This window comes from Paenibacillus thermoaerophilus (assembly GCF_005938195.1).
Lineage (GTDB): Bacteria > Bacillota > Bacilli > Paenibacillales > Reconciliibacillaceae > Paenibacillus_W > Paenibacillus_W thermoaerophilus.
This window is the reverse complement of the sequence record NZ_VCQZ01000004.1, coordinates 109,813-132,726: the sequence shown is the minus strand read 5'-3', so window position 1 is coordinate 132,726 and position 22,914 is coordinate 109,813. Positions and strand designations below refer to the sequence as shown.

The 22,914-nt window shown below is 56.2% G+C and carries 20 protein-coding genes; 3 read left to right on the top strand and 17 right to left on the bottom strand.

Annotated elements, in window-relative coordinates; genetic code table 11:
- Nucleotides 1-66 precede the first annotated feature (66 nt).
- From FE781_RS04655 to coxB, 17 genes are all read right to left on the bottom strand, one after another.
- Nucleotides 67-1,566 (bottom strand): glycoside hydrolase family 30 protein, encoded by a 1,500-nt coding sequence (locus tag FE781_RS04655; RefSeq protein ID WP_246068040.1) that lies wholly within the window; start codon nt 1,564-1,566, stop codon nt 67-69.
- A 1-nt stretch (nt 1,567) separates the two neighbouring features.
- Nucleotides 1,568-2,923 carry a glycoside hydrolase family 30 protein gene (locus tag FE781_RS04650; protein WP_138788432.1) on the bottom strand — a complete coding sequence of 452 codons (1,356 nt, stop codon included), beginning with the start codon at nt 2,921-2,923 and terminating at the stop codon, nt 1,568-1,570.
- A 110-nt stretch (nt 2,924-3,033) separates the two neighbouring features.
- Complete coding sequence (locus FE781_RS04645) at nt 3,034-4,608, bottom strand: extracellular solute-binding protein (protein WP_138788431.1); 1,575 nt, start codon at nt 4,606-4,608, stop codon at nt 3,034-3,036.
- Nucleotides 4,609-4,660: 52 nt separating this feature from the next.
- Nucleotides 4,661-5,551 (bottom strand): carbohydrate ABC transporter permease, encoded by an 891-nt coding sequence (locus FE781_RS04640; RefSeq protein WP_138788430.1) that lies wholly within the window; start codon nt 5,549-5,551, stop codon nt 4,661-4,663.
- A 10-nt stretch (nt 5,552-5,561) separates the two neighbouring features.
- Nucleotides 5,562-6,485: an ABC transporter permease gene (locus FE781_RS04635; RefSeq protein WP_138788429.1), complete on the bottom strand. Its 924-nt coding sequence runs from the start codon at nt 6,483-6,485 to the stop codon at nt 5,562-5,564.
- 172 nt (nt 6,486-6,657) lie between these two features.
- Nucleotides 6,658-8,940: a helix-turn-helix domain-containing protein gene (locus tag FE781_RS04630; protein WP_138788428.1), complete on the bottom strand. Its 2,283-nt coding sequence runs from the start codon at nt 8,938-8,940 to the stop codon at nt 6,658-6,660.
- 46 nt (nt 8,941-8,986) lie between these two features.
- Nucleotides 8,987-9,997 carry a LacI family DNA-binding transcriptional regulator gene (locus FE781_RS04625; RefSeq protein WP_342774276.1) on the bottom strand — a complete coding sequence of 337 codons (1,011 nt, stop codon included), beginning with the start codon at nt 9,995-9,997 and terminating at the stop codon, nt 8,987-8,989.
- A 224-nt stretch (nt 9,998-10,221) separates the two neighbouring features.
- Nucleotides 10,222-11,004, bottom strand: coding sequence for an ABC transporter ATP-binding protein (locus tag FE781_RS04620; protein WP_138788426.1), 783 nt, complete (start codon nt 11,002-11,004; stop codon nt 10,222-10,224).
- A gap of 204 nt (nt 11,005-11,208) precedes the next feature.
- Entirely contained in the window at nt 11,209-12,240 is a 1,032-nt protein-coding gene (locus FE781_RS04615; protein ID WP_138788425.1) for a Gfo/Idh/MocA family protein, read from the bottom strand.
- A 39-nt stretch (nt 12,241-12,279) separates the two neighbouring features.
- On the bottom strand, nt 12,280-13,557 hold the full coding sequence (locus tag FE781_RS04610; protein ID WP_170209413.1) for an ABC transporter permease: 1,278 nt from the start codon (nt 13,555-13,557) through the stop codon (nt 12,280-12,282).
- Nucleotides 13,550-14,452 carry an ABC transporter ATP-binding protein gene (locus FE781_RS04605; protein ID WP_138788423.1) on the bottom strand — a complete coding sequence of 301 codons (903 nt, stop codon included), beginning with the start codon at nt 14,450-14,452 and terminating at the stop codon, nt 13,550-13,552. The genes FE781_RS04610 and FE781_RS04605 overlap by 8 nt, the downstream gene beginning before the upstream one ends.
- 188 nt (nt 14,453-14,640) lie before the next feature.
- A complete protein-coding gene (locus FE781_RS04600; protein WP_138788422.1) occupies nt 14,641-15,102 on the bottom strand; it encodes a DUF420 domain-containing protein in 462 nt (153 codons plus the stop codon).
- A gap of 12 nt (nt 15,103-15,114) precedes the next feature.
- The gene (gene ctaG, locus FE781_RS04595; RefSeq protein WP_138788421.1) at nt 15,115-16,014 is read right to left on the bottom strand and encodes a cytochrome c oxidase assembly factor CtaG; all 900 of its coding nucleotides are present in this window, start codon (nt 16,012-16,014) and stop codon (nt 15,115-15,117) included.
- Between the two features lie 115 nt (nt 16,015-16,129).
- Nucleotides 16,130-16,441, bottom strand: a complete 312-nt coding sequence (locus tag FE781_RS04590; RefSeq protein ID WP_138788420.1) for a cytochrome C oxidase subunit IV family protein — start codon at nt 16,439-16,441, stop codon at nt 16,130-16,132.
- Nucleotides 16,442-16,445: 4 nt separating this feature from the next.
- Nucleotides 16,446-17,069, bottom strand: a complete 624-nt coding sequence (locus FE781_RS04585; protein WP_138788419.1) for a cytochrome (ubi)quinol oxidase subunit III — start codon at nt 17,067-17,069, stop codon at nt 16,446-16,448.
- Complete coding sequence (gene ctaD, locus FE781_RS04580; RefSeq protein ID WP_246068039.1) at nt 17,066-18,946, bottom strand: cytochrome c oxidase subunit I; 1,881 nt, start codon at nt 18,944-18,946, stop codon at nt 17,066-17,068. The genes FE781_RS04585 and ctaD overlap by 4 nt, the downstream gene beginning before the upstream one ends.
- Before the next feature lie 22 nt (nt 18,947-18,968).
- Entirely contained in the window at nt 18,969-20,084 is a 1,116-nt protein-coding gene (gene coxB / locus FE781_RS04575; RefSeq protein ID WP_138788505.1) for a cytochrome c oxidase subunit II, read from the bottom strand.
- Between the two features lie 319 nt (nt 20,085-20,403).
- On the opposite strand from coxB, the gene FE781_RS04570 reads away from it, so the two are divergent.
- The 3 genes from FE781_RS04570 to FE781_RS04560 all read left to right on the top strand — a co-directional run bounded on the left by FE781_RS04570 (nt 20,404) and on the right by FE781_RS04560 (nt 22,789).
- Complete coding sequence (locus FE781_RS04570) at nt 20,404-21,075, top strand: hypothetical protein (protein WP_138788418.1); 672 nt, start codon at nt 20,404-20,406, stop codon at nt 21,073-21,075.
- A gap of 96 nt (nt 21,076-21,171) precedes the next feature.
- Nucleotides 21,172-21,990, top strand: a complete 819-nt coding sequence (gene motA, locus FE781_RS04565) for a flagellar motor stator protein MotA (RefSeq protein WP_138788417.1) — start codon at nt 21,172-21,174, stop codon at nt 21,988-21,990.
- Nucleotides 21,962-22,789 (top strand): flagellar motor protein MotB, encoded by an 828-nt coding sequence (locus tag FE781_RS04560; protein WP_246068038.1) that lies wholly within the window; start codon nt 21,962-21,964, stop codon nt 22,787-22,789. The genes motA and FE781_RS04560 overlap by 29 nt, the downstream gene beginning before the upstream one ends.
- The last annotated feature ends 125 nt before the right edge of the window (nt 22,790-22,914 follow it).

Here is a 22,914-nt window from a genome sequence, read left to right as displayed (position 1 = left end):
GCAAGGCATACCTGTCTTCCAGTATATCACATCGGCGAGCGGCGCACGAATACGGCGAGGTTCGCTTCAGCTTCGCTGGCCCCCCTCCACCCGATTGGCCGAACGATCGCCTTGCCACACGAACGTCGCCGCCGCACCCGCCGGGAGCGAATACGCAAACGATCGGCCGTGCCATCGCACGTTCAACGGCCGGCTCTCCGATGCGGAGTTAAACGCGATCAGAACATTGGAGCCGTCCGGATTGCGGAAGGCGACGTTTTCGATGCCGCCGTCCCCGTAGGAGCTCGATTCAATCCGATAGGCCCCGGGCTTCACGAATTTGCTCGCATGCCCGAAGGCATAGTACTCCGAGTTGAAGAAGACGTTCCCCGACGCCCCGTCAATCGTCACCAACCCCCGGCAATCGGAGCAGCCTCCATTAGCCGGCCCGTGCGATTCGTCCAGCGCCAGATTCCATTTCAGAACGGTCTTAGCCCAGTAACGCGGCGCTCCGATGATCAAATTCCGCATATCCCACTTCAGGTTGTCGGCGAAATTCGGCGCCCATTGCCCGCCCGAGCTCTCCGTGAAATAAATGTCTTTGTCCGGGAAGGCGTCATGCACCTTTTGCTGGTTGGCTACTTCGCCCGCATATCCGTGAAAGGCCGACCCGGCAATATACTTATTGGCTTCGGGGTCGCTCAGCACCTCGATCGGATAATACGGTTCGTCCCAGTTGTGATCCCAGACGACGATCTTCGTATTGAGCTTGGCCTTGTCGAAAGCCGGACCCAAATGCGATTTCACAAATGCAGCCTGCTCTCTGGCTTCCATCCGCATGCCCGGATACCCGTCCGGCTCGTAATGAGGCTCGTTCTGCAGCGTGACGGCGTCGATCGGGATTCCTTCCGATGCGTACGCTTGGACAAATTTGACGAAATACTCGGCATAGACCGGATAGGCTTCCTCCTTCAGACTCCCTTTGATGAGAGAACCCGAAGTTTTCATCCAAGCCGGCGCGCTCCAAGGAGAGGCCATGATGCCCAGATCCGGATTGATGGCTCTCGCCTGCCGCAAGGCGGGGATGATGTACGCCTTGTCATGCTCGATGGAAAAGCTCCGAAGCTCCGGGTCCGTCTGCCCTTCCGGCATATCGTCGTACGTATAATGGCTCAGCGAAAAGTCGGTGGCGCCCATCGGCAGGCGCAAATAACTGATCCCGATACCGTTATCGTAACTGAACAACCGGTTCATCAGTTCGTTTCTTTTCCCCTCGCTCAGCTTGTTCGCGATCAGCCAGGCGGACGATTCCGTCATGGCGGCGCCGAAGCCGTCCATCCGTTGATACTCGGTTCCGTCGTCCACGTCGATGGTCATGTCGGAGGCTTGACCGTCCCTGTTCCAACCGATGTCGGCCTCGCGATGCAGCAGCTTGCTTTGATCCGCCGTCGTCATCCAGACGCTTACAGGCCCATGCGCCGCTTTCTCGGAGAACGCGATCAATCCGATCCATACGGCAGCCGCCACGAGCAGAACCATAAAGCCTGCCGAAGCCGCCGCCTTGCGCATTTTACCCGACCGCTTCATCTCATCCATCCGCATCCCATCGGAACGTGACGGCCGCTTCCCCTTCGATCTCATAGAAGAAGCTCCGGTTGCCGCTCTTCGCGGTCAGTGTCTTGCGATCCTTCGTCCGGTTCGAGACGATCAGCACGTTGGAGCCGTCGCCGTTGCGGAACGCCGCCGTCTCCAAGTCATCCTCGTACGTATCGGAATCGATCCGGTAAGCGCCCGGCATCACGAATTTACTGATATGGCCGAGCGTAAAGTAATCCAGATTATAGGTCAGTTCCCCCGTCCGCTTATCGATCTTGACCACGCCCCGGCATGTGCTGCGCGACAGGACGGTAGGTCCGTTCTCCTCATCCAGGGCCATATTCCACCAAACCACCGACTTCGACCAGTTTCTCGTCGTACGGATAACATGCTTCATCTGATCCAGGAACGCGTCACGAAACGGCGGAACCCATTCGCCTCCCGACGCTTCGGTAAACCAGACGTCTTTATCGGGAAACCGCTCCTTGATGTCCGACATCGCCTCATGGCGTCCGCCGTATACGTGCCAAGCGGTTCCCGCGACATACCGGCTCGCTTCCGAATCTTCATAGATCGCCCGGGGATGCTCGGGAACGTCCCAGTTATGGTCGTAGCACATGATCTTGACGGGCCGCTTCCGCCCTGCGAGGCGAGGGCCCAAGTGCTCTCGGATAAATCTCGCCTCTTCTTCGGGCGTAACGATCATCCCGGGGTACTCCTTCGGCTCGTAGCCCGGCTCGTTCTGCATCGTAACGGCATATATCGGAATCCCTTCCGCTTCGTACGCGTCGAGAAATTGGACGAAATAATCCGCATACACGCCGTAGCATTCCGGCTTCAGCGTGCCGCCGATCATCGAACCGGACGTCTTCATCCAACCCGGAGGGCTCCATGGCGAAGCCATCACCTTCAAGTCGGGATTGAGCACCTTCGCCCGATGCAGGAGCGGGATAATGTATTGCCGGTCGTGATCGATCGAAAACCGGGCAAGCTCATAGTCGGTCTCTCCCGGTTCCACATCGTCGTAGCTGTAGATCCGCCAGGCGAAATCGCTCGCTCCCATCGGCTGCCGCAGAAATGACACCCCGATCCCTTCTTCCCGGTCGAACAGCTTCCGCATCAGCTCTTCCCGGAGCTCCGGCGACAACGCATGATGGACGAGCCAGGCCGACGCATCGGTAAAAGAAGCCCCGAACCCGTCCATCTGCTGGTACGCCACCGATTCGTCCACCGTAACGGTATAATCCGTTGTTTCCGGCCCCTCGCCTTCCAGCATGTCGAGCGGCTCGGCCTGCGCCAGCTTCTTCGACTCGTCGATCGTCGATTCCCATACCCGCACTTTACTCATAAAATCAGCCCTCCGCCCTATTTCTGCCGGAAAAGGGCCGACAGTCAGCCTCCGGCGGTTATGCCGGCCGTATCCCGCTGTCGGCCCTTAAACTTCTTCACCATGCTTGATTATTTAATGCCTTTCTCGTCATAATAGGCCGTCGCCTGCTGCTTGACATAATCGAGAACTTTATCGATGCCCGCCGCCTTCAATTTGTCCCGGTACGTCTTGATCGCTTCGTCCACGTTCGGCACCAAACCCATCATTAAAGGCTTGCCGTATTGATCTTTCACCTGGTTAACGGCCGCGTATTCCGTTTTCACCGGATCGTAGTCCATGGAGATCGGCGAGAAGATGTCCGGTTTGCTGATTTTGGCGAATTCTTCGTTCAGCTTGTCGAGACCGTCCCAGCCGCCTACGCCGGATTTCATCAGCGGCTTGTATCTCCAGCCCCAGTCGGCGATGCCGTAGCCTTGAACCTTCGCCGGGTCCTGACTCTTGGACGGGGTGACGATATTTTTGCCGTCGTTGATGAGATCGTAGTGATAGCCTTCGATGCCGTACGTAATCAAGTTGTAGTACTTCGGATCGGTGCGGATTTTCTCCAGCACCATGAGGGAACGCTCCGGATTGGCGGCGCTCTTCGGGATAGCCATGCCGTTGGCGATCGCCATGGTCGGCATCGCGTAGTTATGGAGACGGGTGAACGGGAAGTAACCGATCTCCACTTTCGGATTCTGCTTCTGCATGTCGGTGATGAAGCCGGACGCGCCCGGAGGATTGCGCCAGTAGATGGCGCCCGTTCCGGCCTTGATCAGGTCGCCCGCTTCCTGCTTGGAGGAAAGGGTGTTTTTCGACCAGTAGCCTTTATCCGCCCACTCCTTCATCTTCTTCACCCACGCCTCGTATTCGGGAGTGAACGGGTAAGCGACGATGTCTCTCGGCGTGTCGTAGGACTTGGATACAATGACGCCGCTCTCGCCGCCGATCGTATGGAAGTCGTGATACGCCATGAACAAGGTGGAAATTTCGTTCCAGGCGCTGCCGTTGATCGGGATGACGCCCGGCTTGTTCTTTTTGATCCCGTCCATATAAGCTTCGATGGAAGCCAGATCCTTGATTTCCGGGAGGTTCAGTTCCTTTCTCCAATCCTCTCGGTACACGATACCGTCCGGTGTATATTCCGGATTCGTGTTCGGCACCGCGTAAATCTTGCCGCCGATCGTGACATCGCTCCAGTCTTGCTCCGGAACCTGCTTCTGCACCTGCGGCGCGTACTTCGGCAGCAGCGGGGTCAAATCCAGGAAGGCGCCTTGCTTGGCGTATTTGAAGAAGCCGGCCCAGGAAGAAGCAAAGATCATATCGATTTTCTCGCCGGCCGTCAGTAGCAAATTATATTTCGTCTGCCAGTCGTTCCAAGTCGTGAAGTTCAGCTTAACTGTCGCGTTCAGGTCTTTCTTCAGCATTTTGTTGAATTCTTCCATCACTTTCGGCGTGTCTTTGTTCGCATCGCCCAACAGATACCACACGAGCTCCACCGGTTTCGACGTATCAGGGCCCGCGGATGCCACGGCATCCTGTTTTCCATCGGATTTCCCCGAGGCGGACGCCTCCGGCTTGGCCTCGTCGTTGCCGCCGCAACCGGACAGAGCGGCTGCGGCGAAAAGCGCAGTCGCCAGCACGGCGCCGAGCTTTCTTTTCATTTCGACTCCTCCTTTTATCGGATCCGTATGTATGTTAGCCGGAAAGCCGGTTCTAACCTTTGACTGCGCCGATGGTCAGCCCTTTGACGAAATACTTCTGCACGAAGGGATACAGCAGAACGATCGGTCCGGTGACGACGACGGCTACCGCCATCTTCAGCGTTTCGGCCGGGGCCTTGAAATTGACGGCGGACAAGTTGGCGGCGATATCCGTACGAAGCACAGCGGCGTTGGCAAGAATCTTGTACAGGAAAAATTGCAGCGGATACTTGCTTTCCGTCGTGATGAAAATATTGGCGGTAAACCAATCGTTCCAGTAGCCGAGAGCCAGAAAAAGCCCGATGGTGGCAAGGCCCGGCGTGGACAAAGGCAGAATAAGCCGGCTGTAGATGGTGAAGTCGTTCGCGCCGTCGATTCGAGCCGACTCGATGATCGAGTCTGGAATCGATTTCATAAAATTCTTCATTAAAATGATGTTCCACGCGCTCAGCAGCCCTGGGACGAGCATCGCCAAATAACTGTCCTTCCAGCTCAAATATTTCACGATGAGGATATACCAAGGAATCAGTCCCCCGCTGAACAAGGTCGTGAAGTACATGAAAAATGAGACGGCGTTCCGGTACTTGAAGTCCTTGCGCGCCAGCACGTAACCGGCCATGGAAGTCAGGAACAAGCCGAGGAACGTTCCCGCTGCGGTAATCCAGATCGTCACCCAATAGGCGCGGAGAATTTGTTCCGGATTGGTGAAGACCGCCTTGTAAGCGTCGATCGACAGCTCTTTGGGCCAAATCTTGAACCCTTCCCCGATAATCTCGTTCTCTGCGGTGAACGAACCGGATACGATGAGCCAGAACGGCAGCAGGCACAGGATGGCCAGGAGCGATAACGTTCCGTAAGCGATGGCGATAAAACTGACGGTTGACAGATCCTTTTTTCGTTTCACGGCGATCCTCCTAGAACAAGGCGTAATCTTCGCGGATTTTTTTCACGATCCAGTTCACGAAGACGACCAGCAGGAAGCCGAAGAACGATTGGTATAGTCCGGCTGCCGTTCCCATCCCTATGTCGAAATTGACCGCCAGCGAGCGATAAACGTAGGTGTCGATAATATCCGTCGCGTCATACAGGATGCCGTTGTTCCCGATGATCTGATAGAACAGGTCGAACTGGCCCTTCAGAATGCCCCCGAGACTGAAAATGATGAGCAGCACGAACGTCGGCGTCAGGAGCGGAATCGTGATGCTGCGGATCTGCTGAAATATGTTCGCTCCGTCAATCTCCGCCGCTTCGTAATACTCGTCGCTGATGCTCATGATGGCGGCGAGGTAAATGACCGTTCCGTACCCGAGCCCTTTCCATACATGGAAAAACACGATAATGTATTTCCAGGGCGCCGTATTCAAATAAAAATCGTACGGCTGCATGCCCAACTGCTTCAGCAGGGTGTTGACGACACCCGTATCGGAGTTGAACAGGTTGAATACGAAGGCGCCGACAAGAACCCAGGAAATGAAGAACGGCAAAAACAGGATCGACTGCGTCGTTTTTATAAAATACTTGTTGCCGATCTGGCTCAGGAAGATCGCACAGGCCAACTGAAGAAAATTCCCGATGAAAATAAAGGCCAGATTGTACAACACCGTATTCTTCGTCAAATTCCAAAGCGTGCCCGATTGATACAAGAACCTGAAATTTTCCATCCCGATGAAAGGACTTCCGAATATCCCGCCTTCAAAGGTGAATTTCGTGAAAGCCAAATAGACGCCCGCCATAGGCAAATAGCTGAACACAATAAAAAACAACAAGGCGGGGGCCACCATCAGAAACATCAATTTGTTCCGGGACAGTTCGCTCCAAAAGCCTTTGACTGCCGTCATCGACCAATTCCCCTCCAAACCTCTCGATTGCTGCAACCGCTTGTGTGCAGGCTCATCTTAGGTTTTTTCCACGGTAACGGCAACTGTAAAAATGCGACGAAACTCACTTATTGCTTCCTGACCGGGATATGTTATTCGCAACCGATTCACTTTTTCCGTTATCGGACGGCCGTCAGCCGATCACGCGAGCCGTTCCTTCCTGAATTCGGCCGTTTCTGCGGAAGTCCGCCGGTGTCACGCCGTTGATCTTCTTAAACGCTTTATAGAAATACGGACTGTTCGAGAAGCCCGTTCTTTCCGCAATATCGCCGACAGGAAGATTGGTGGCAAGCAGCAGTTCACGGGCTTTCTCCATCCTCACCTCGATGATGTAATTCAGAATCGTATTCATGGTATGCTTCTTGAACAAACGGCCGATATAGGCGGCGGACAGTCCCAGCTCATCGGCAATGCTGTCCAGAGAAAGCTCTTGCCGCATGTACTTCTCCCGGACGATCGCCATAATTTTGCCCACGGTTTCGTCGTGTCTCGCTTGTTTCTTCTCCTCTAAACTTGCCGACACGCGCTCGAACACTTCGAAGAACGGACGGAAAACTTCTTCCGCCGTTTCCGCATCGGCAAGACCCGAAAGAAGGGCATTGATGTTCAGTTCCCAGGCGATATCGTTGTTTTTCCGTATGACGGAGACCGCACTGTTCACGGCAAACGCCAGATGGGAAACGGCAAGATGGAAAGACATGTAGGAGTAACCGGCCGTTTCTTCAACGATGTCCCGGAACAACCGGCACACCTCGCCGATTCGCCCCAGCATCAGTTCCTCGATCAACTGCTTCTCTTTCGATATCGGGTACACGTACGGCTTGGCCTTGAGCGGTTCGATCCGATCCGCGTAGAGCAGGCAACCGTGCCCGAAGAAGAGGCGGTGAAACAACGCTTCCTCGGCCTGCCCGTACAAGCGGTTTACGCTCCGGGCATCGCCGCCGGCTCCGCTAACCGCGATCGATACGGAAAGTTTGATGTAGTTCGCTACTGCGGATTGGACTTGGCGCCACAGATTTTCCGTCAGAACGGCCTCCGCCCCGCTTGCGGATTCCGGCAAATTATGCAGAATGGCGATGCGGTCATCGCCCATATCCGCGGCAGTGGACGGGCAGACCGGGGCCAGCAGCTCCTGAGCGATGTTAATGATGCCGATTTTGAGCAGCGTTCTGTCCCCGCTGCCGTACATGCGCTCGATTTCCTTATACCGGTCGATCTTCAGCACGGACACGGCGAACGGCCGTCCGGCATCCAAGCGGATGCCGTATGCCTTGAATTTCTCATCGAGCCCGTCCGGATTGGCGTTCCCGGTTCCGAGAAGCAGGTTCCGGATCAAATCCTGGCGAAGCGCCAGAATCTGGTCTCTCCTCTCTGTCTCCAGGGCCGTCAGTTTCACCAGCTTGCCGTTCACCTTCGTGGACAGTCGGCGCGATATCAAATAGGAACTAAGCAGCCCGGCGAATAAAATGCCGACCGCAACAACGATGGTCACGACCCTCATCTTGTTGATGCCGCTCGTAATGGAGTTGTACGGGGCAATTCGGATGTATCTCCATCCCAGAAAATCCGGAGCGGTATACGTCACGAGCGATTTGACCCCGTCCACGTCGGAAACGAAATACCCTTCCGCATCCGAGTCGTCCAGCACCTTCCGAATATACGGCTTTCCGGAGAGATCGGTCAGCATCGCATCCTTCCAGCTATTCGTGATGAGGACGCCTCGGTTGTCGATGATAAAGGTATTTTTATCCGAGCCCACGATCATGCCGTCGATATTTTTGTGCATTTGCGTTTCGGAGATGTTGACGATAATCACGTTCTTTTCCCTATTACGGGACAGGGTATCGTACAGAAGGAACGTATAACAGTCTCTCTCCTTCTCTTGTTCGTTCGTCATGAGGCCTGCGAGAGGAATTTTCCTCGGAATCGGCATCAGCGTCTCAAAATCCGATACCCGCTTGACCATGTCGAGTGCAACCGTATCGTAAAATTCATCCGCCTTCCAGACCGCATTGGCGCTTACGTCAGCGCTTATGTAGAAGGTTTCCGACCGGTAGTTGTAGATGTAGATGGAATCGATGAAGAGCGAAGTGGCACGGTAGGAGTTTAATTGGGCAAGCGCGGAGCTTATATCCACCGGATCACCGGTTGAAAAATAAAGCAGCTTCGCCACGTTCAAATCGTTATAGATTTGCTTGGCGAAGGTGCGTGCGTTAACGGCCATAATGGAGGCTTCTTGGCTCGTCTGGGCGAGGTTGTTTAATGTGTAGGCGTACGTCCGCTTTAGCAGGAGATCTTCGAAGTAAAAATGGAGGATGCCGGACAACACCATAATGGTCAAGGCGATGGTCAGCGTGAACGACCGGAAGATGGAAAAGGAGAACGTCGCGCCAGAATCGGAAGTTTTGCGTTTCAAGCTCGTCACTCCCTTATGAAATCGATTTTATTTTTTGGAAAAGAAATTAGCCATCGCTGCCGGTCCCTCCTGAAGATTCACGAATGATGAGCTCGGAGGCGATTTTCAGGTCGCGTCGTTCGGGAAACTGCTTCTGCGTCATCCAGCCGATCAGGTTTTCCGTCAACCGCGCACCCATCGCATATTTCGGCTGCTCCACCGTGCTGAGCGTTGGCACGATATATTTGCCGATGCGATTGTTGTCCACCCCGACCAAGGCCAATTGAGAGGGGATGCGGATACCGAGTTCTTTGCATGCTTTGTACACGCCCAAAGCCATCTCGTCGTTTGCGGCATATACGGCCGTAAACGGCACCTTCTTGGCGAATAGCCGCATGACAGCCTCGTATCCGAGGGTCTCGTCGAAGTTCCCGTTCTCGATAAGTTCCGGCCGGAACGGGATGTTGTGTTTTTTCAACGCCCTGATGTACCCCTCCAACCGCTCGTAGCTATCGACGGCTTCGGCGAACCCGCTCAAGAAGGCAATATGGGTGTGGCCGTTTTCGATGAGATGGCTTACGGCCCGTTCGGAAAATTCGATGTTGTCCGTATAGGCACACGCCACCCTCTCATGATCGATATAACGGCCGATGATGCCGATATCGTAGCCTTTGTCGGCGAGATCCGCGATCTCCGGGTCGGACATTTGCGGCGTTACCAGAATCAAGCCGTCGATGGTTCGGTCCATTAACAAGCCGAGGAAGTCCCTTTCCTTCTCGCGGTTATTTTGCGCGTCGCAAATCAGCACTTTATATCCTTTGGCATAGGCCGTGTTTTCAATGCCCTTAATAATCTCGGCATAATAGGAAACGTTGATATCCATGACAATAACGCCGATCTTCCAGGTTCGCTGGGATCGCAGATTTTTGGCAGCGGCGTTAGGATAGTAGCCCAGTTCCTCGATTGCTTGCATCACTTTGTTTCGGGTTCTGCTCTTGACCAGGCTGCTGCCGTTCAGCACCCGGGATACGGTCGTCGGGGAAACGCCGGCCTTTGCCGCGACATCGACAATTTTCATAGGGATCTTCCTTTATCCTGCATACGCGAACGCAGCTTAGATTTTGGTACCGCTTTCATTATATAAGCAGATGAAATCGATTTCAATATGCCGCCTCATGAAGAATGCACCCGGTCGCGGCAAGCGCCGGCGGACGCGGCCGTAACGGCAACGCCGCAGGCGCGTTCCCGGAGCCCGTTCTTCCGTCCGGGCGCTTCCCGCCGGGACGGCGCGGACGGGGCGTCTTAGTGCCGCGGCCGCACGTATACGCGGCCGCCGTGCCGCTCCACGACGACGGGAGCGCGGAAGAAATCGCTCAGCACCGCTTCGTCCATGATCTCCGCCGTCGGGCCGCTGCCGGCAACCTCGCCCTGCCGCAGCAGAAGCGTCCGGGTGAAGACGGGCAATATCTCCTCCGTATGATGCGTGACGTAGATGAGCGTCGGCGTATGCGGCTCCCGCGAGAGCCCGTCGAGCGCCTCCAGCAGCTTCTCCCGCGAGAACAGATCCAGGCCGTTGCACGGCTCGTCCAGGATCAGGATGCGCGGATTCGCCATCAACGCCCGGGCGATCAGCAGCTTTTGCTTTTCGCCCTGCGAGAAGGTGCGGTATTCGCGATCCCACAGATGCGCGCAGCCGAGCAAGCCCATCAGTTGCTCCGCGCGAGCCAGATCCTCGTCGTTCAGCCGCTCGTACAGGCCGATCGTTGCGTATTTGCCGCTGATGACGACGTATTGGGCGCGGTCCGTCGCATACAGCTTCTCCTGGAGCGAGGAGCTCACCCAGCCGATGGACTGACGCAGCTCGCGCAGATCGACTTCGCCGAACCGGTGTCCCAGCACGGTTACCTCGCCGGTTGTCGGCCATATATATCCGTTAATGATATTCAGCAGCGTCGTCTTCCCCGATCCGTTCAGACCGAGCAGCGCCCAATGCTCGCGTTCCTGCACGCGCCAATGGATGCCTTTGAGCAGCAACTGGTCGCCCCGCTTCCAACTGACATCCTTCAACTCGATGACCGGCTCCATCCCTGTTCCTCTCCTTTTCCGCAACGGCGCGGACCGTTTATCTTTTTCCTCATCCTAATGATTCCGGCGGATCCTGTCGACCCGGAATCCGAGGTTCGCATCTCCCCCGGGAGCCATCGCCTCGGCGCAACGCGCTCCCGCCGACAAAAAAAGTCCGCCTCCCATCCAGGAAACGGACCATCGGACACCCGCCGCTTGCGGCGGTTAACAATTGCGGCCGATCTCCGCCACTTCAACCTGCGCGCCTCTGGCGGCGCTCTCGTAGATGGCTTCGACCAACTGCACGGCGCGCCATCCGTCTTCGCCCGCGATGAGCGGCGCCCGGCCGTTCTCGATCGCGGAGACGACATCCTCCAGTTGCATCCGGTGATATTCGAACGAGATGCTTAACGGATTCGCCGCGCCGCCCGCCGCGTCCGAACCGGCCGGCTCTTCCACACCCGGCACGCTCCAGTGCGTCACCCGCGTCCCGTTCAGCTTGATCGCGCCCTTCTCCCCGTACAAGCTGATCGACTGATTGAACCCGGGATAGCAGTTCGTCGAAGCCATAACCGTGCCGAACGCGCCGTTTTTGAACTGCACAATCGCCAGTCCGAGATCCTCGGCCTCTATCTTGTGCGTCTGCGTCGCCGTTTTGCCGATGACCGCCTGCGCCTCTCCGCAATACCAGAGCAGCAGATCCAGCGAATGAATCCCCTGATTCATCAGCGCTCCGCCATCCTCGGCTCTGGTCCCGCGCCAGTCGGCTTGATCGTAATACGCCTGGGTGCGGTAGTTGGGCAGCGACACCTCGGCGATCAACAGCTTGCCGATGGCCCCCGAATCGATCGCTTGCTTCACCGCCATATACGGGGGCTCGAACCGGCGCTGGAAGATCACGGACAGCGTCAGCCCGCGCTTCTCCGCCTCCCGCACAAGCCGCTGAGCCTCTCCGGCGGTCATGGCCAGCGGTTTCTCCACGATCAGATGCTTGCCGGCCGCCAGCGCATCCATCCCGATCCGCGCATGGCTTCCGCTGCTGGTCGTCACGCAGACGATATCGATGTCCGTTCTCGCCAGCAGCTCCTTGTAGTCGGCCGTCCAGTCGCAGCCTTCCCTCTCCGCGACTGAGCGCGCCTTGGCTTCATTGCGGCTGGACACGCAGACCAAGCGGGCGTTATCCATCGCCTGTACGGCTTTCATGTGAAAATCGGCAATCGCGCCGCATCCAATGACGCCGAATCGCCACGTTCTCAATACGAATACCTCCTTGCCCCGCTGGCGCTCCCGGCTCGGTTACACCTTAAACGCCCGCATCGCTTTCAGCAGTTCCTTCATGCCGGGCTTCTTGCCGTACAGCAGCACGCCCGCCCGGTAAACCTTGGCGCTGAGCCAGCCGACCAGATAGACGGAGACGGCCAGTTCGACGATCGACAGCCAGACGACCCACGCCGGAACGGACGTCAGGCCGGCCCGCAGGAACATAATCATTGGGGTGAAAAACGGAATAAACGAAGTCACTTTAATCAGCAGCGAATGCGGGCTGCTCAGTCCGAACATCCCGATGTAAAAACCGGCGACCGACAGGAACGTCACGGGCATAATCGCCTGACCCAGTTCCTCCGTGCGGCTGACAAGCGAGCCGACCGCCGCGAGCAGCGTTCCGTACAGAAGGAAGCCCAGCACGTAGAAGAATATGAAATAAACCCACAGCATAACGGGAACCGCACCGATATCGAAGTTCAGGTCGCCGAAAATCTCCTGGTTATGCGGCAAATAGTAGTTGAACAGCGCCACGCCGATAAAAGCGGCGATCTGCGCGGCTCCCAGCATGCAGACCGCAATGATCTTGCCGAACATCGCCTGCAGCGGCGAGACGGTCGTGACGAGAATCTCCATGACCCTGGAGCTCTTCTCGGCCGTGATCTCCGTCGCCACCATGTTGCCGTACCCGATGACTCCTATAAAGAGAAGGATCAGCAGTACGTAGATCAATACCGTGGCAACCGCGATTTCTTCTTGCGACTTCCCGCCGTCGGCGCTGTCCGAGGTCTGCACCGAATCCAGCACGATCGGCGTGTTCAATTTCGTTAGCTGCTCGGACGACAGCTTGAGATCTTGAACGACTTTCTGCATTTTAACGGCCTGCAGCGCCGTGTACAGGTCGTCGTTCCCCATGATGCCCGCTTTCTCCGATTTGTATGTCGCCTTGGGCCAACCTCCAGCCGGATCGGGCGTCAGCTCAAGCACGGCCTCCACTTCCCCGTCTTTCAGCAGCCGGCGGATTTCCCGGTCGTTTCCTTCGGCCGAGCCCGTGTCCTGAATCGGCACGATCTTGTAGCCGGGCTCCTCCTGCCCTTCGAAATAGTTCTCCAGCAGCGCGCCGAAGCCGGTCCCGCGGTCCAGCACGCCCAACGTCTCCGCCTCGGACGACGAGTTCAACGCCTTAATGATAAACGGCACGTGGACCCCGACCGATATCAACAGGGCAAATATGATCGACGTGACGATAAAGGATTTGGCTCGCAGCCGCGTCAGGAACGTAAACCGCACCACCGTCCACAAGTTACTCAATCCGATCACCTACCGTCCGGATAAAGATTTCGTTCAGCGTCGGTTCCATCACCTGGAACCGGATCACTTCCGTCTGCGCCATCGCCGTCTCCAGCACGGCCCGCGCCGCCGATTCCTTCCCGATGCGCACCTCGTACCCGGCTTCGTGCCGGCGGACCGACACGACTCCGTCGAGCGATTCCAGACCGCCTACGCTGCCGGCCGTCTCCAGCACGACCCGTTCGCGCGGAAACCGTCCTTTGATCTCCCGCAGGCTTCCCTTGATGACCGTATTCGAGCGGTGAAGTATGCAGATGTTGCGGCACAACTCTTCAACGTGGTCCATCCGATGGCTTGAGAACAGGATCGATTTGCCTTGATCGCGAAGCTCCTTGACGGTGTCCTTGAGCAGCTCGACGTTAACCGGATCGAGCCCGCTGAACGCCTCGTCCATAATCAGCAGGTCCGGATCGTGGATAACGGCCGCGATAAACTGGATTTTCTGCTGGTTGCCCTTGGACAGCTCCTCGACCTTCTTGTTGTAATTCTCCGGAACCTCGAACTTCTCGAGCCAGTACCGCAGCCGGCGCTCGGCCTCCGCTTTGTTCACGCCGCGCAGCTGCGCGAGATATACAATCTGCTCGCCGACCTTCAGCTTCGGATACAGCCCGCGCTCCTCCGGCAAATAGCCGATGCGGCGGCGAAGCGAATTGTCGTAGGGCTTGCCGAACCAACTGATCCGGCCTTTGTCCGGGAGGATCAAGCCGAGGGCCATGCGCATCGTCGTTGTTTTGCCCGCGCCGTTCGCGCCCAGCAGGCCGAATATTTCCCCTTGGGCGACTTCCAGGGACAGGTCGCTGACCGCCGTTTTGTCGCCGTATTGCTTCGTGATGTGGTCCAATTGAAGCGTAGCCATGACTCCACCCTTTCTCTGTTTATTTTCACACTGCGTATTACGGATAAGGCCGTCTTTCGTTTCTGCCAAATGGAATTCCACTCCAATTATAACGATTCGGAAACCTTGGACGCCAGAGGAAGATGGATGCAAAAAAAAGTCCCCTCCGCGCCGCAACGCGGAAGGGACCGTAAACGGTGTTGCCCGGATTATCCGAATATCGCATCCAGGAGAGGTTTCGTCTCCCCGCCCGGGTATTTCACATACAGCAGATAGTAGACGGTTACGCCGGTAATCGCCGTGCAGAACCAGACGATCGAAGTCTTCGGGCCGATCTTCCGGTGTTTCTCCACCATATTCTTGTAAGCGTAACGGAGCGTCACGAGCCCCATCACGCCGCCGATCGTGGCCAGCACGATATGGAACAGCAGAAACGCCAGATAGACGTTTTTCAGCGATTCCGGCCCGTTAAACGGCGTGCTTCCGAGAATGCTCGTCCGCAGCACGTAGACGATAAAGAAAATCGTCGCAAAAATCGCCGCCGCGTTCATCCATTTTTGGTGCGGCTTGATTTTCCGCTGCGCGATCAGAACCCAACCGACCGCCACGCAGATCGCGCTGAGCACGATAAACGAAGTCGAAACGAGCGGCAAAATTTCGTGAATGGTCATTTGCTGCTCCTCCTATGTCGTCCGAGGTTCCAACGGTTCGATGTCGTCGTCCTTGCGGGACTGGATATACCAAGAGAAAAAGACGTACGCAAGCGCCGCGCCGTAAATGATTTCTTGCATGACTTTCATGATCACCCCGCCCAACTGCTGATCCTCCGCCGGGTCCAAAATCGCGAAGAAGGCCGGGCCGCCCTCGAACTGCTTCAGCAGATCCATCGACCCCGCGGGCATGCAGTATCCCATCGCTTGCGTCCATACGGACGGATCGGTATACGTCGCGTACATGGCCGACTTGGCGAATATGATCAAGGCGCACGCGGGCGTGATCAGCACGCCGTTGGCGAATATATAAGCCATCTTGAGCAACTGGGAAAGGCGCTTCTGCTCCTTGATCGGCTCGATAATCGGCCACCACATCATAAACGCCGCGAACAGCAGGAACGTCCAGAACCACCAGTGCACGACATAATGCACCATGATGTAATCGTGAACGGCGGGGAAATGGTAAAAGGAAAACGCCGCGTTAAACATCAGAACCGATACGAGCGGCGAAGTGAAAAAACGAAGCGGTGCACCCGTCCATTTGAAGCGGAACAGCGGCTTGAGCAGCCATCCCGGCAAGCCCAGCAACATGAGCGGAGGCGCCATCAGGAACGCCATGACCATCGCGACCATATGGGCGCTGAACATCATGTGCCCGAGCAGGTCGACCGGGCCTCCCCTAGCCAGGTAATGAACGGCCAATCCCGCCAGGAACAGGAGCTTGCGGCTGAGCGGCACGGGTTCGGAATCCGCAAACCGATGCCGCCAAGCTCCAACGATACGCAGATACACCGCGGCCACCGCCAACGTCCCGATTAACGTCAGCGGACTCCATAGCTCGCGAAATCCGAAGTATTCCAAGCCCAACATGCCGGCCGACTCCTTTCCGTTCTATCATTTGTGTCCATTCCATGAACGGGCCCGTTTTATGGAAAACGGGGCGACCCCATGTCGCCCCGTCCAATCGGTTTCCCCATCCGAATGCTTACCACCACATCCAATAGACGACGGCAGCAACGGCGGTCAACGCGATAATGCCTCCCATAAAAATGCCGATCTTTGCGTACGTATGTCCGCGGTCTTTGGCGTGCATCCAGACGTAAAGCTGGAATGCGGCCTGCACGATCGCGAGCAGCACGATAAACATGATAGTGAACGTCTTGCCGAGATTCGCCATAACGGCGAAGAAGGCGAGCGCCGTCAGCAGAATCGACACGGCAAACGTAATCAGGTGATTTTTCGGTCCTTCGTAACGATGCGGCTTGTTAGTCTCGTGCGTATGATGGTTGGCTGCCATTGTTTTAGCCCACCTTTGACATCAAGTATACTACAGTGAAGATGAAAACCCAAACCAGGTCGACAAAGTGCCAGTACAACGCGGCGACATAACACTTCGGAGCCGTTACGACGGTCAGACCTTTCTTCACCAACTGAAGCATCAGCAGCGCAATCCAGAGCGAACCGAAAAGAACGTGGGCGCCGTGGAAGCCGACAAGCGTATAAAACGCCGAGCTGAACGCGCTGGTCGAGAACGTATGGCCTTCATGCACGTAGTGGACGAACTCGTAAATCTCCAGGCCCAGGAACGCAAGGCCAAGCACGACGGTAACGCCGAACCACAGCAGCATCTTGGACTTGTCGTGACGGTGCATCGCCTGTACCGCGAATACGCTCGTCAGGGAGCTCACAAGCAGGATGAGCGTGGCGAGAGCGACAAGCTTCAGATCGAACAGGTGAGCCGGATCGGGGCCGTCCCCGATCCCTTTCACGTTATTGTAACCCAGGAACGTGGCGAACAAGGTACCGAACAGAACCGTCTCGCCGCCGAGGAATAACCAGAAACCGAGAATCTTGTTGCGGCCTTCCAGCGTCGCTTTTTCCGGCTCCGCCGGCAGACTGCCGTGAGCATGATGGGTTGCGCTCATGCATGTACCTCCTTCTCGAGTTCCTCGACTTCGATGTGATATCCGTGGTCGTCAAATACCGAACGCAGCAGCATGCTCACCAGCGTGATCAGCAAACCGGCGCCCGCAACGATGTAATGGCCGAAGATCGCGTCCAGGAATCCGTTATCGAAGTCCCAACGGGCATACATGAAGCCGAAGCCGGCGATAAACAAGCCGATCGACATCGTGAACGGAAGAATGGAAGGCGACGGCATATGAATCGGACCGAGCGGCTCGGCCGGCGTCATTTCCTTTTTGCCTTCGATTTTTTCCTTGAACAGCGCATCCAGACCGCGTACAAGCGGAATCTGCTTGAAGTTGTACTCCGGAGCCGGAGACGGGATCGACCATTCCAGCGTACGTCCGTCCCACGGGTCGGCCGGAGCGTTGCGCGGCTTCATTTGCGTCACGGCGATATTGACGAGAATCGCGATCGTGCTGACGCCCATGAGCAGGGCTCCGATCGTACTGATGAAGTTCAGTTCGTCCAGCCCCTGGTTTTCAAGGAACGTGAAAATCCGGCGCGGCATCCCCCACAGACCCAGGAAGTGCTGCACGAGGAACGTCATATGGAATCCGATAAAGAACGTCCAGAACGAGAACTTGCCGATGGTTTCGTTCAGCATGCGGCCGAACATTTTCGGCCACCAGTAGTGCAGGCCCGCCAGCAGGCCGAACACCAGACCGCCTACGATAACGTAGTGGAAGTGCGCGACGACGAAATAGCTGTCATGGTATTGCCAGTCGGCAGCGGGGGCCGCAAGCATAACGCCCGTGACGCCGCCCATGACGAACGTCGGGATGAAGCCTGCCGCGAACAAGCTCGCGGTGTTGAACGAATATTGTCCGCCCCACATCGTGAAGATCCAGTTGAAGATCTTGATGCCGGTCGGGATCGCGATCAGCATCGTCGCGATCGAGAAAATCGCATTGCCGATCGGGCCGAGACCCGTCGTAAACATGTGGTGTACCCAAACCATGAAGCCGAGGAAGCCGATCAGCGCGGTCGCGAACACCATCGCGCTGTATCCGAACAGGCGCTTGCGCGCGAACGTGCTGACGATTTCCGAGATAATGCCGAAGGCCGGCAAAATCAGAATGTATACCTCAGGGTGACCGAAAATCCAGAAAATATGCTGCCAGAGCACGATGTTGCCGCCTGCCGCGACGTCGAAGTAGTTCGCCGAGAACAGACGCTCAAACATCAGCAGGACAAGGCCGACCGTAATCGCCGGGAAGGCGAACAGAATCAGCGCGGACGTAATAAAGGACGTCCAGGTGAACAGCGGCATGCGCATGAACGTCATTCCCGGCGCGCGCATGTTGATGATCGTAACCAGGAAGTTGATGCCGCCCGCCAGCGTGCCGATCCCCGCGATCTGAAGCCCCAGCACGTAGAAGTCTACACCCTTGCCGGAGTATTCGTTGTTCGCCAGCGGCACGTAAGAAGTCCATCCTGCGTCAGGCGCGCCGTTAAAGAACCAGCTTACGTTCAGCAGCAAGCCGCCGAGGAAGAACATCCAGAAGCCGACGGCGTTGACGAACGGATACGCGACGTCGCGCGCGCCGATCTGCAGCGGAATGATCGCGTTCATAAACGCGAAGATAATCGGCATTACCGCCAGGAAGATCATGGTGGTGCCGTGCATCGTCAACACTTGGTTGTAGGTCGATGCATCGAGAAAATCGTTTTGCGGATACATGAGCTGAATCCGGATCAGGATGGCTTCCAGGCCGCCAAGCAAGAAGAACAGGCCCCCGCCGATCAAATACAGGATACCGATTTTTTTGTGGTCGACGGTCGTCAGCCAATCCATCAGTCCTGTGTAGCGCTTTACAGTATGTGCGTGTGCCACGGTTTACCCTCCTTCGGACTGGTTACTGTTTCTGACCGACCAGGAATTCGACCAATGCATCGATCTGCTGGTCGCTGAGCGGGCCGCCTTCGACGACATATTCCATCTGGCTGCCTTCGACCTTTTGCAGATTCGGCATCATGTTGCCTGGTTTTATTTTTTGTGGGTCTTTCAACCAATCACGCACGTTTTTCTTTTGTTTTTCCGGATCGATCGGTCCGCCGATCTCATCGGAGTTGTACAAGATACCGGCAACCGTCTCGCGGTTTCCGAAGTTGACGAGGTTCGGACCGGCTCCGCCGCCCAGAACCCTGCGTTCTCCTTTGTCGTCCGTCGCGTAGATCGCGTGGCAGGAGATACACGATTGCTTGAAGATCGTCTCGCCTTGCTTCGCCAGTTCGGTCGCCGGCTCCTTCGTCGGCGTCTGCATGGCCGTAATCCAGCGATCGAACTCTTCCTGCGGAACGGCGCGTACTTTAAAGTCCATCAGCGCGTGGGACTGGCCGCACAATTCCGCGCATTTGCCCAAGTATACGCCCGGCTCGTTCGCCTTCAGGAACAGATAGTTGGTCATACCGGGGTTCGTGTCTTTTTTGCCGCCCAGCGCCGGCACCCAGAACGAGTGGATGACGTCAGCCGTCTCCAGGTGGAAAGAGACCACTCTGCCTGTCGGGATAACGAGATCCTGCGCGGTTTTTACCTTTTGGTCGAGATACTCGAACTCCCACCAGAACTGATGGGCGCTTACGCGCACTTGCAGCGCGTTCGGATCTTTCGAGTAGTCTTTATCCAGCTCGAACGTGTATTTCACGGTCGGGACTGCGATGATGAGCAGCAGGAAAAACGGAATCACCGTCCAGATGATTTCCAGCTTGTGGTTTCCTTCCACCTGCTTCGGGTATTCCGTTTGCCCTTTCTTCCGGCGATATTTCACCAGAACGTAAGCATAAAGCACAAACACGACGATCAAAACGAAAATCATGACGCTAATGGAGATCGTAATCAACGTCAGCTGCTTTTCGGCAACCGGTCCCTTCGGCTGAAGCGCGGACAAATTCTCTTGGCCGCATCCAGAGAGAAGAAGAGACAGCATCGCGAGCAGTGGGACGATCCGCCATAGCTGCTTCCACCGACTCATCATTCATCAACCCCACCTTGTGTTAAAATACATCTTCGGTCGCATTGCGTAAAATGAGCGAAAATTGTCGCCAAATCGTCGCCAAATCGCCCAATTTTCAGCCAATCACTTAAACTACTATAAATTCGGAGCCACAGCTTTGTCAATGTTCCTGCCGAAGTTCACAAAACGTTCTCAATCTTAGGATCAACGGAAGTCAGGTTTTCCAATCGGCCGCAAAACTATTCGTTTTCGGACCAGCAAAACCCATGTATAACCCCCCTCGGCGGCCGGCACATTAACCTTATCCTAACTGCAAAAACGAGGGGGAGACTGCCTCATGAAAGCGACCCGGCGGAACGGGCTGCTGGTCCTCGCCATAGCCGCACTGGCGATCGCAGGCGCATGCACGAATTCCTATACCAAGCGGTTTCAGGAAGGCCCGTCCGACTACTCGTCCAAGACGGGAGAAGATCATGAGCTGCCGAACCAGCGCATGCTGAGCGCGCCGAACGACATTCACGCCCGCCATCATCTCAATGCGACTCTGGATATCGACCACAACACGGCCGGCCTCATCAACGACCTGAGGGGCATCCGCGAATCGTACGTCGCCATCGCAGGCACGAACGCTTACGTCGCCATCATCATCGACAACTCGGGAACGGGAATGAAGGGAAAAGGCACGCTTCAGCCAAGCGACCGGACGATCGGACAAACCACCATGAACGACGTGTCGGACAAGGCTTACCGCTTGAAGCCGGGCATGGTCGTGATGGACAAGTATTCGTACAACCTGATTCCGAATCATGACGACATCTCGACCGAACTGCAGGTCAAGATCGCCGATATCGTCCGCACCGTCCACCCGGACGTCGCCTATGTCCACATCTCCGCCAACGGCGAATTTATAAATGAAATGAACCGTTACGCGCAGATGACGTGGCAGGGCCGCTCCGTCTCCGATCAAATCGCTTCCTTTAATGCAATGGTTTCGCAGTATTTCCCCTAAGCCGGCGGACGCCGGCTTTTTTATGCTCAAATTCGCGGGCGCTCCGGCCGATATATGGTAAAGAGAGTTTTCTACCAGACAAGAGAGGTGCCTTACATGGAGCGTTCTACGATTATCGGCATAGTGTTGGGCCTCACCGCCCTGATCGGGGGAATGTTTTTCAAGCATGCCCCGATAACGGCGCTGGTGAATCCCGCGGCCTTCCTGATTATTATCGTCGGCACGGCCGCTTCCCTCTTTGTGGGATTTCCCATGTCCGACCTCAAAAAATTCCCGAAACTGATCAAATTGATATTCAAGAAGCAGGAGCTTCTGCCCAAAAAGCAACTGATCGCCATGTTTATCGAATGGGTGACAATCACCCGCCGTGAAGGTCTGCTGGCGCTCGAAAGCAAAGTGGACGATATCCAGGACCCGTTTTTGCGGAACGGCATGCGGATGATAATCGACGGCAACGACCAGGAATTCATTCACGACGTATTAATGGAAGAAATAAATGCGATGGAGGAACGGCACCGCAGCGGTGCGCAAATTTTCTCGCAAGCCGGCATGTACGCCCCGACGCTCGGGGTTCTCGGCGCGGTTGTCGGTTTGATCGCGGCGCTCGGCAACCTGAGCGACATCAACGCGCTCGGCCAATCGATCGCGGCCGCGTTCGTCGCGACGCTGCTCGGTATATTCACCGGCTACGTGCTGTGGCATCCGATCGCCAATAAGCTGAAGCAGCTCAGCAAGAAGGAAGTCGAGATCAAGCTCATGATGGTGGAAGGCCTGCTGTCCATCCAATCCGGCATCTCGGCGATCGCGATTGAACAAAAACTGGCCGTATTCCTGTCCCCGACGGAGCGTTATGCGGAAGACGCCGAGAACGAGGAGGAAACCAGCCGTGAAGCGAAGGCACAAGCAGCATCATGAGGAGCATGCCGACGAGACTTGGCTGATTCCTTACTCCGACTTGTTGACGCTACTGCTCGCCTTGTTTATCGTTCTGTTCGCTTCCAGCACGCTTGACGCGAAAAAGTTCGATAAGCTCAAACAGTCCTTCTCGTCCGCATTTGAAGGAGGCATTCATTTCTTTCAATTAAGCCCGACGCTGCCGCTCGAGACGAACGAATTCGCCGTCGACCCCGCCGGCACGCAGATGAAGAGGCTGGATAAGGAAGAGGAGCAGCGGCTGGAGCAGATCCGCCAGGAAACCGAAGATCTGAAGAATCTTCAAGAAAAGCTGAACGACTATATCGCCATGAACAATTTGTCGTCGCAATTGGAGACCCAATTGACGGAGGACATGCTGAAAATCACCATTCGCGACCAGACGCTGTTTGATTCGGGAAGCGCCACCGTCAAGCCGGAATCCCGCAAGCTGGCGGTCGCCATCGCGGACATGCTGGCGCAGTATCCGAAATACAAGGTCGAGATCGCCGGCCATACCGACAACGTGCCGATCCGGACGGCGGAATTCGACTCCAACTGGGAGCTCAGCTTTCAGCGCGCCTACAATTTCATGAAGCTGCTCGCGCAAAACCCCGGCATCGACCCCGCCCGGTTCATGCCCGTGCCGCACGGCGAGTACAGCCCTATCGAAAGCAACGACACGGCTGAAGGCCGCGCGAAAAACCGGCGTGTCGAAGTGTCGATCCTGAAGTCGGCCGTTACCGAACGCAAAACGGATTTGGAGGGCGTCCCCCAAGCGATTCCCGCCGCCAATCCGTAGCAGCGACTCCTCCCTGTATCCCGCAGGGAGGATATTTTTGTTCCTTTTCATTTCCCCCTTTGTTAGAATAAAAAAGCGATTACCGATGCAATCGGATTAAACGAACGGCAAGAGGCAGGTTGGAA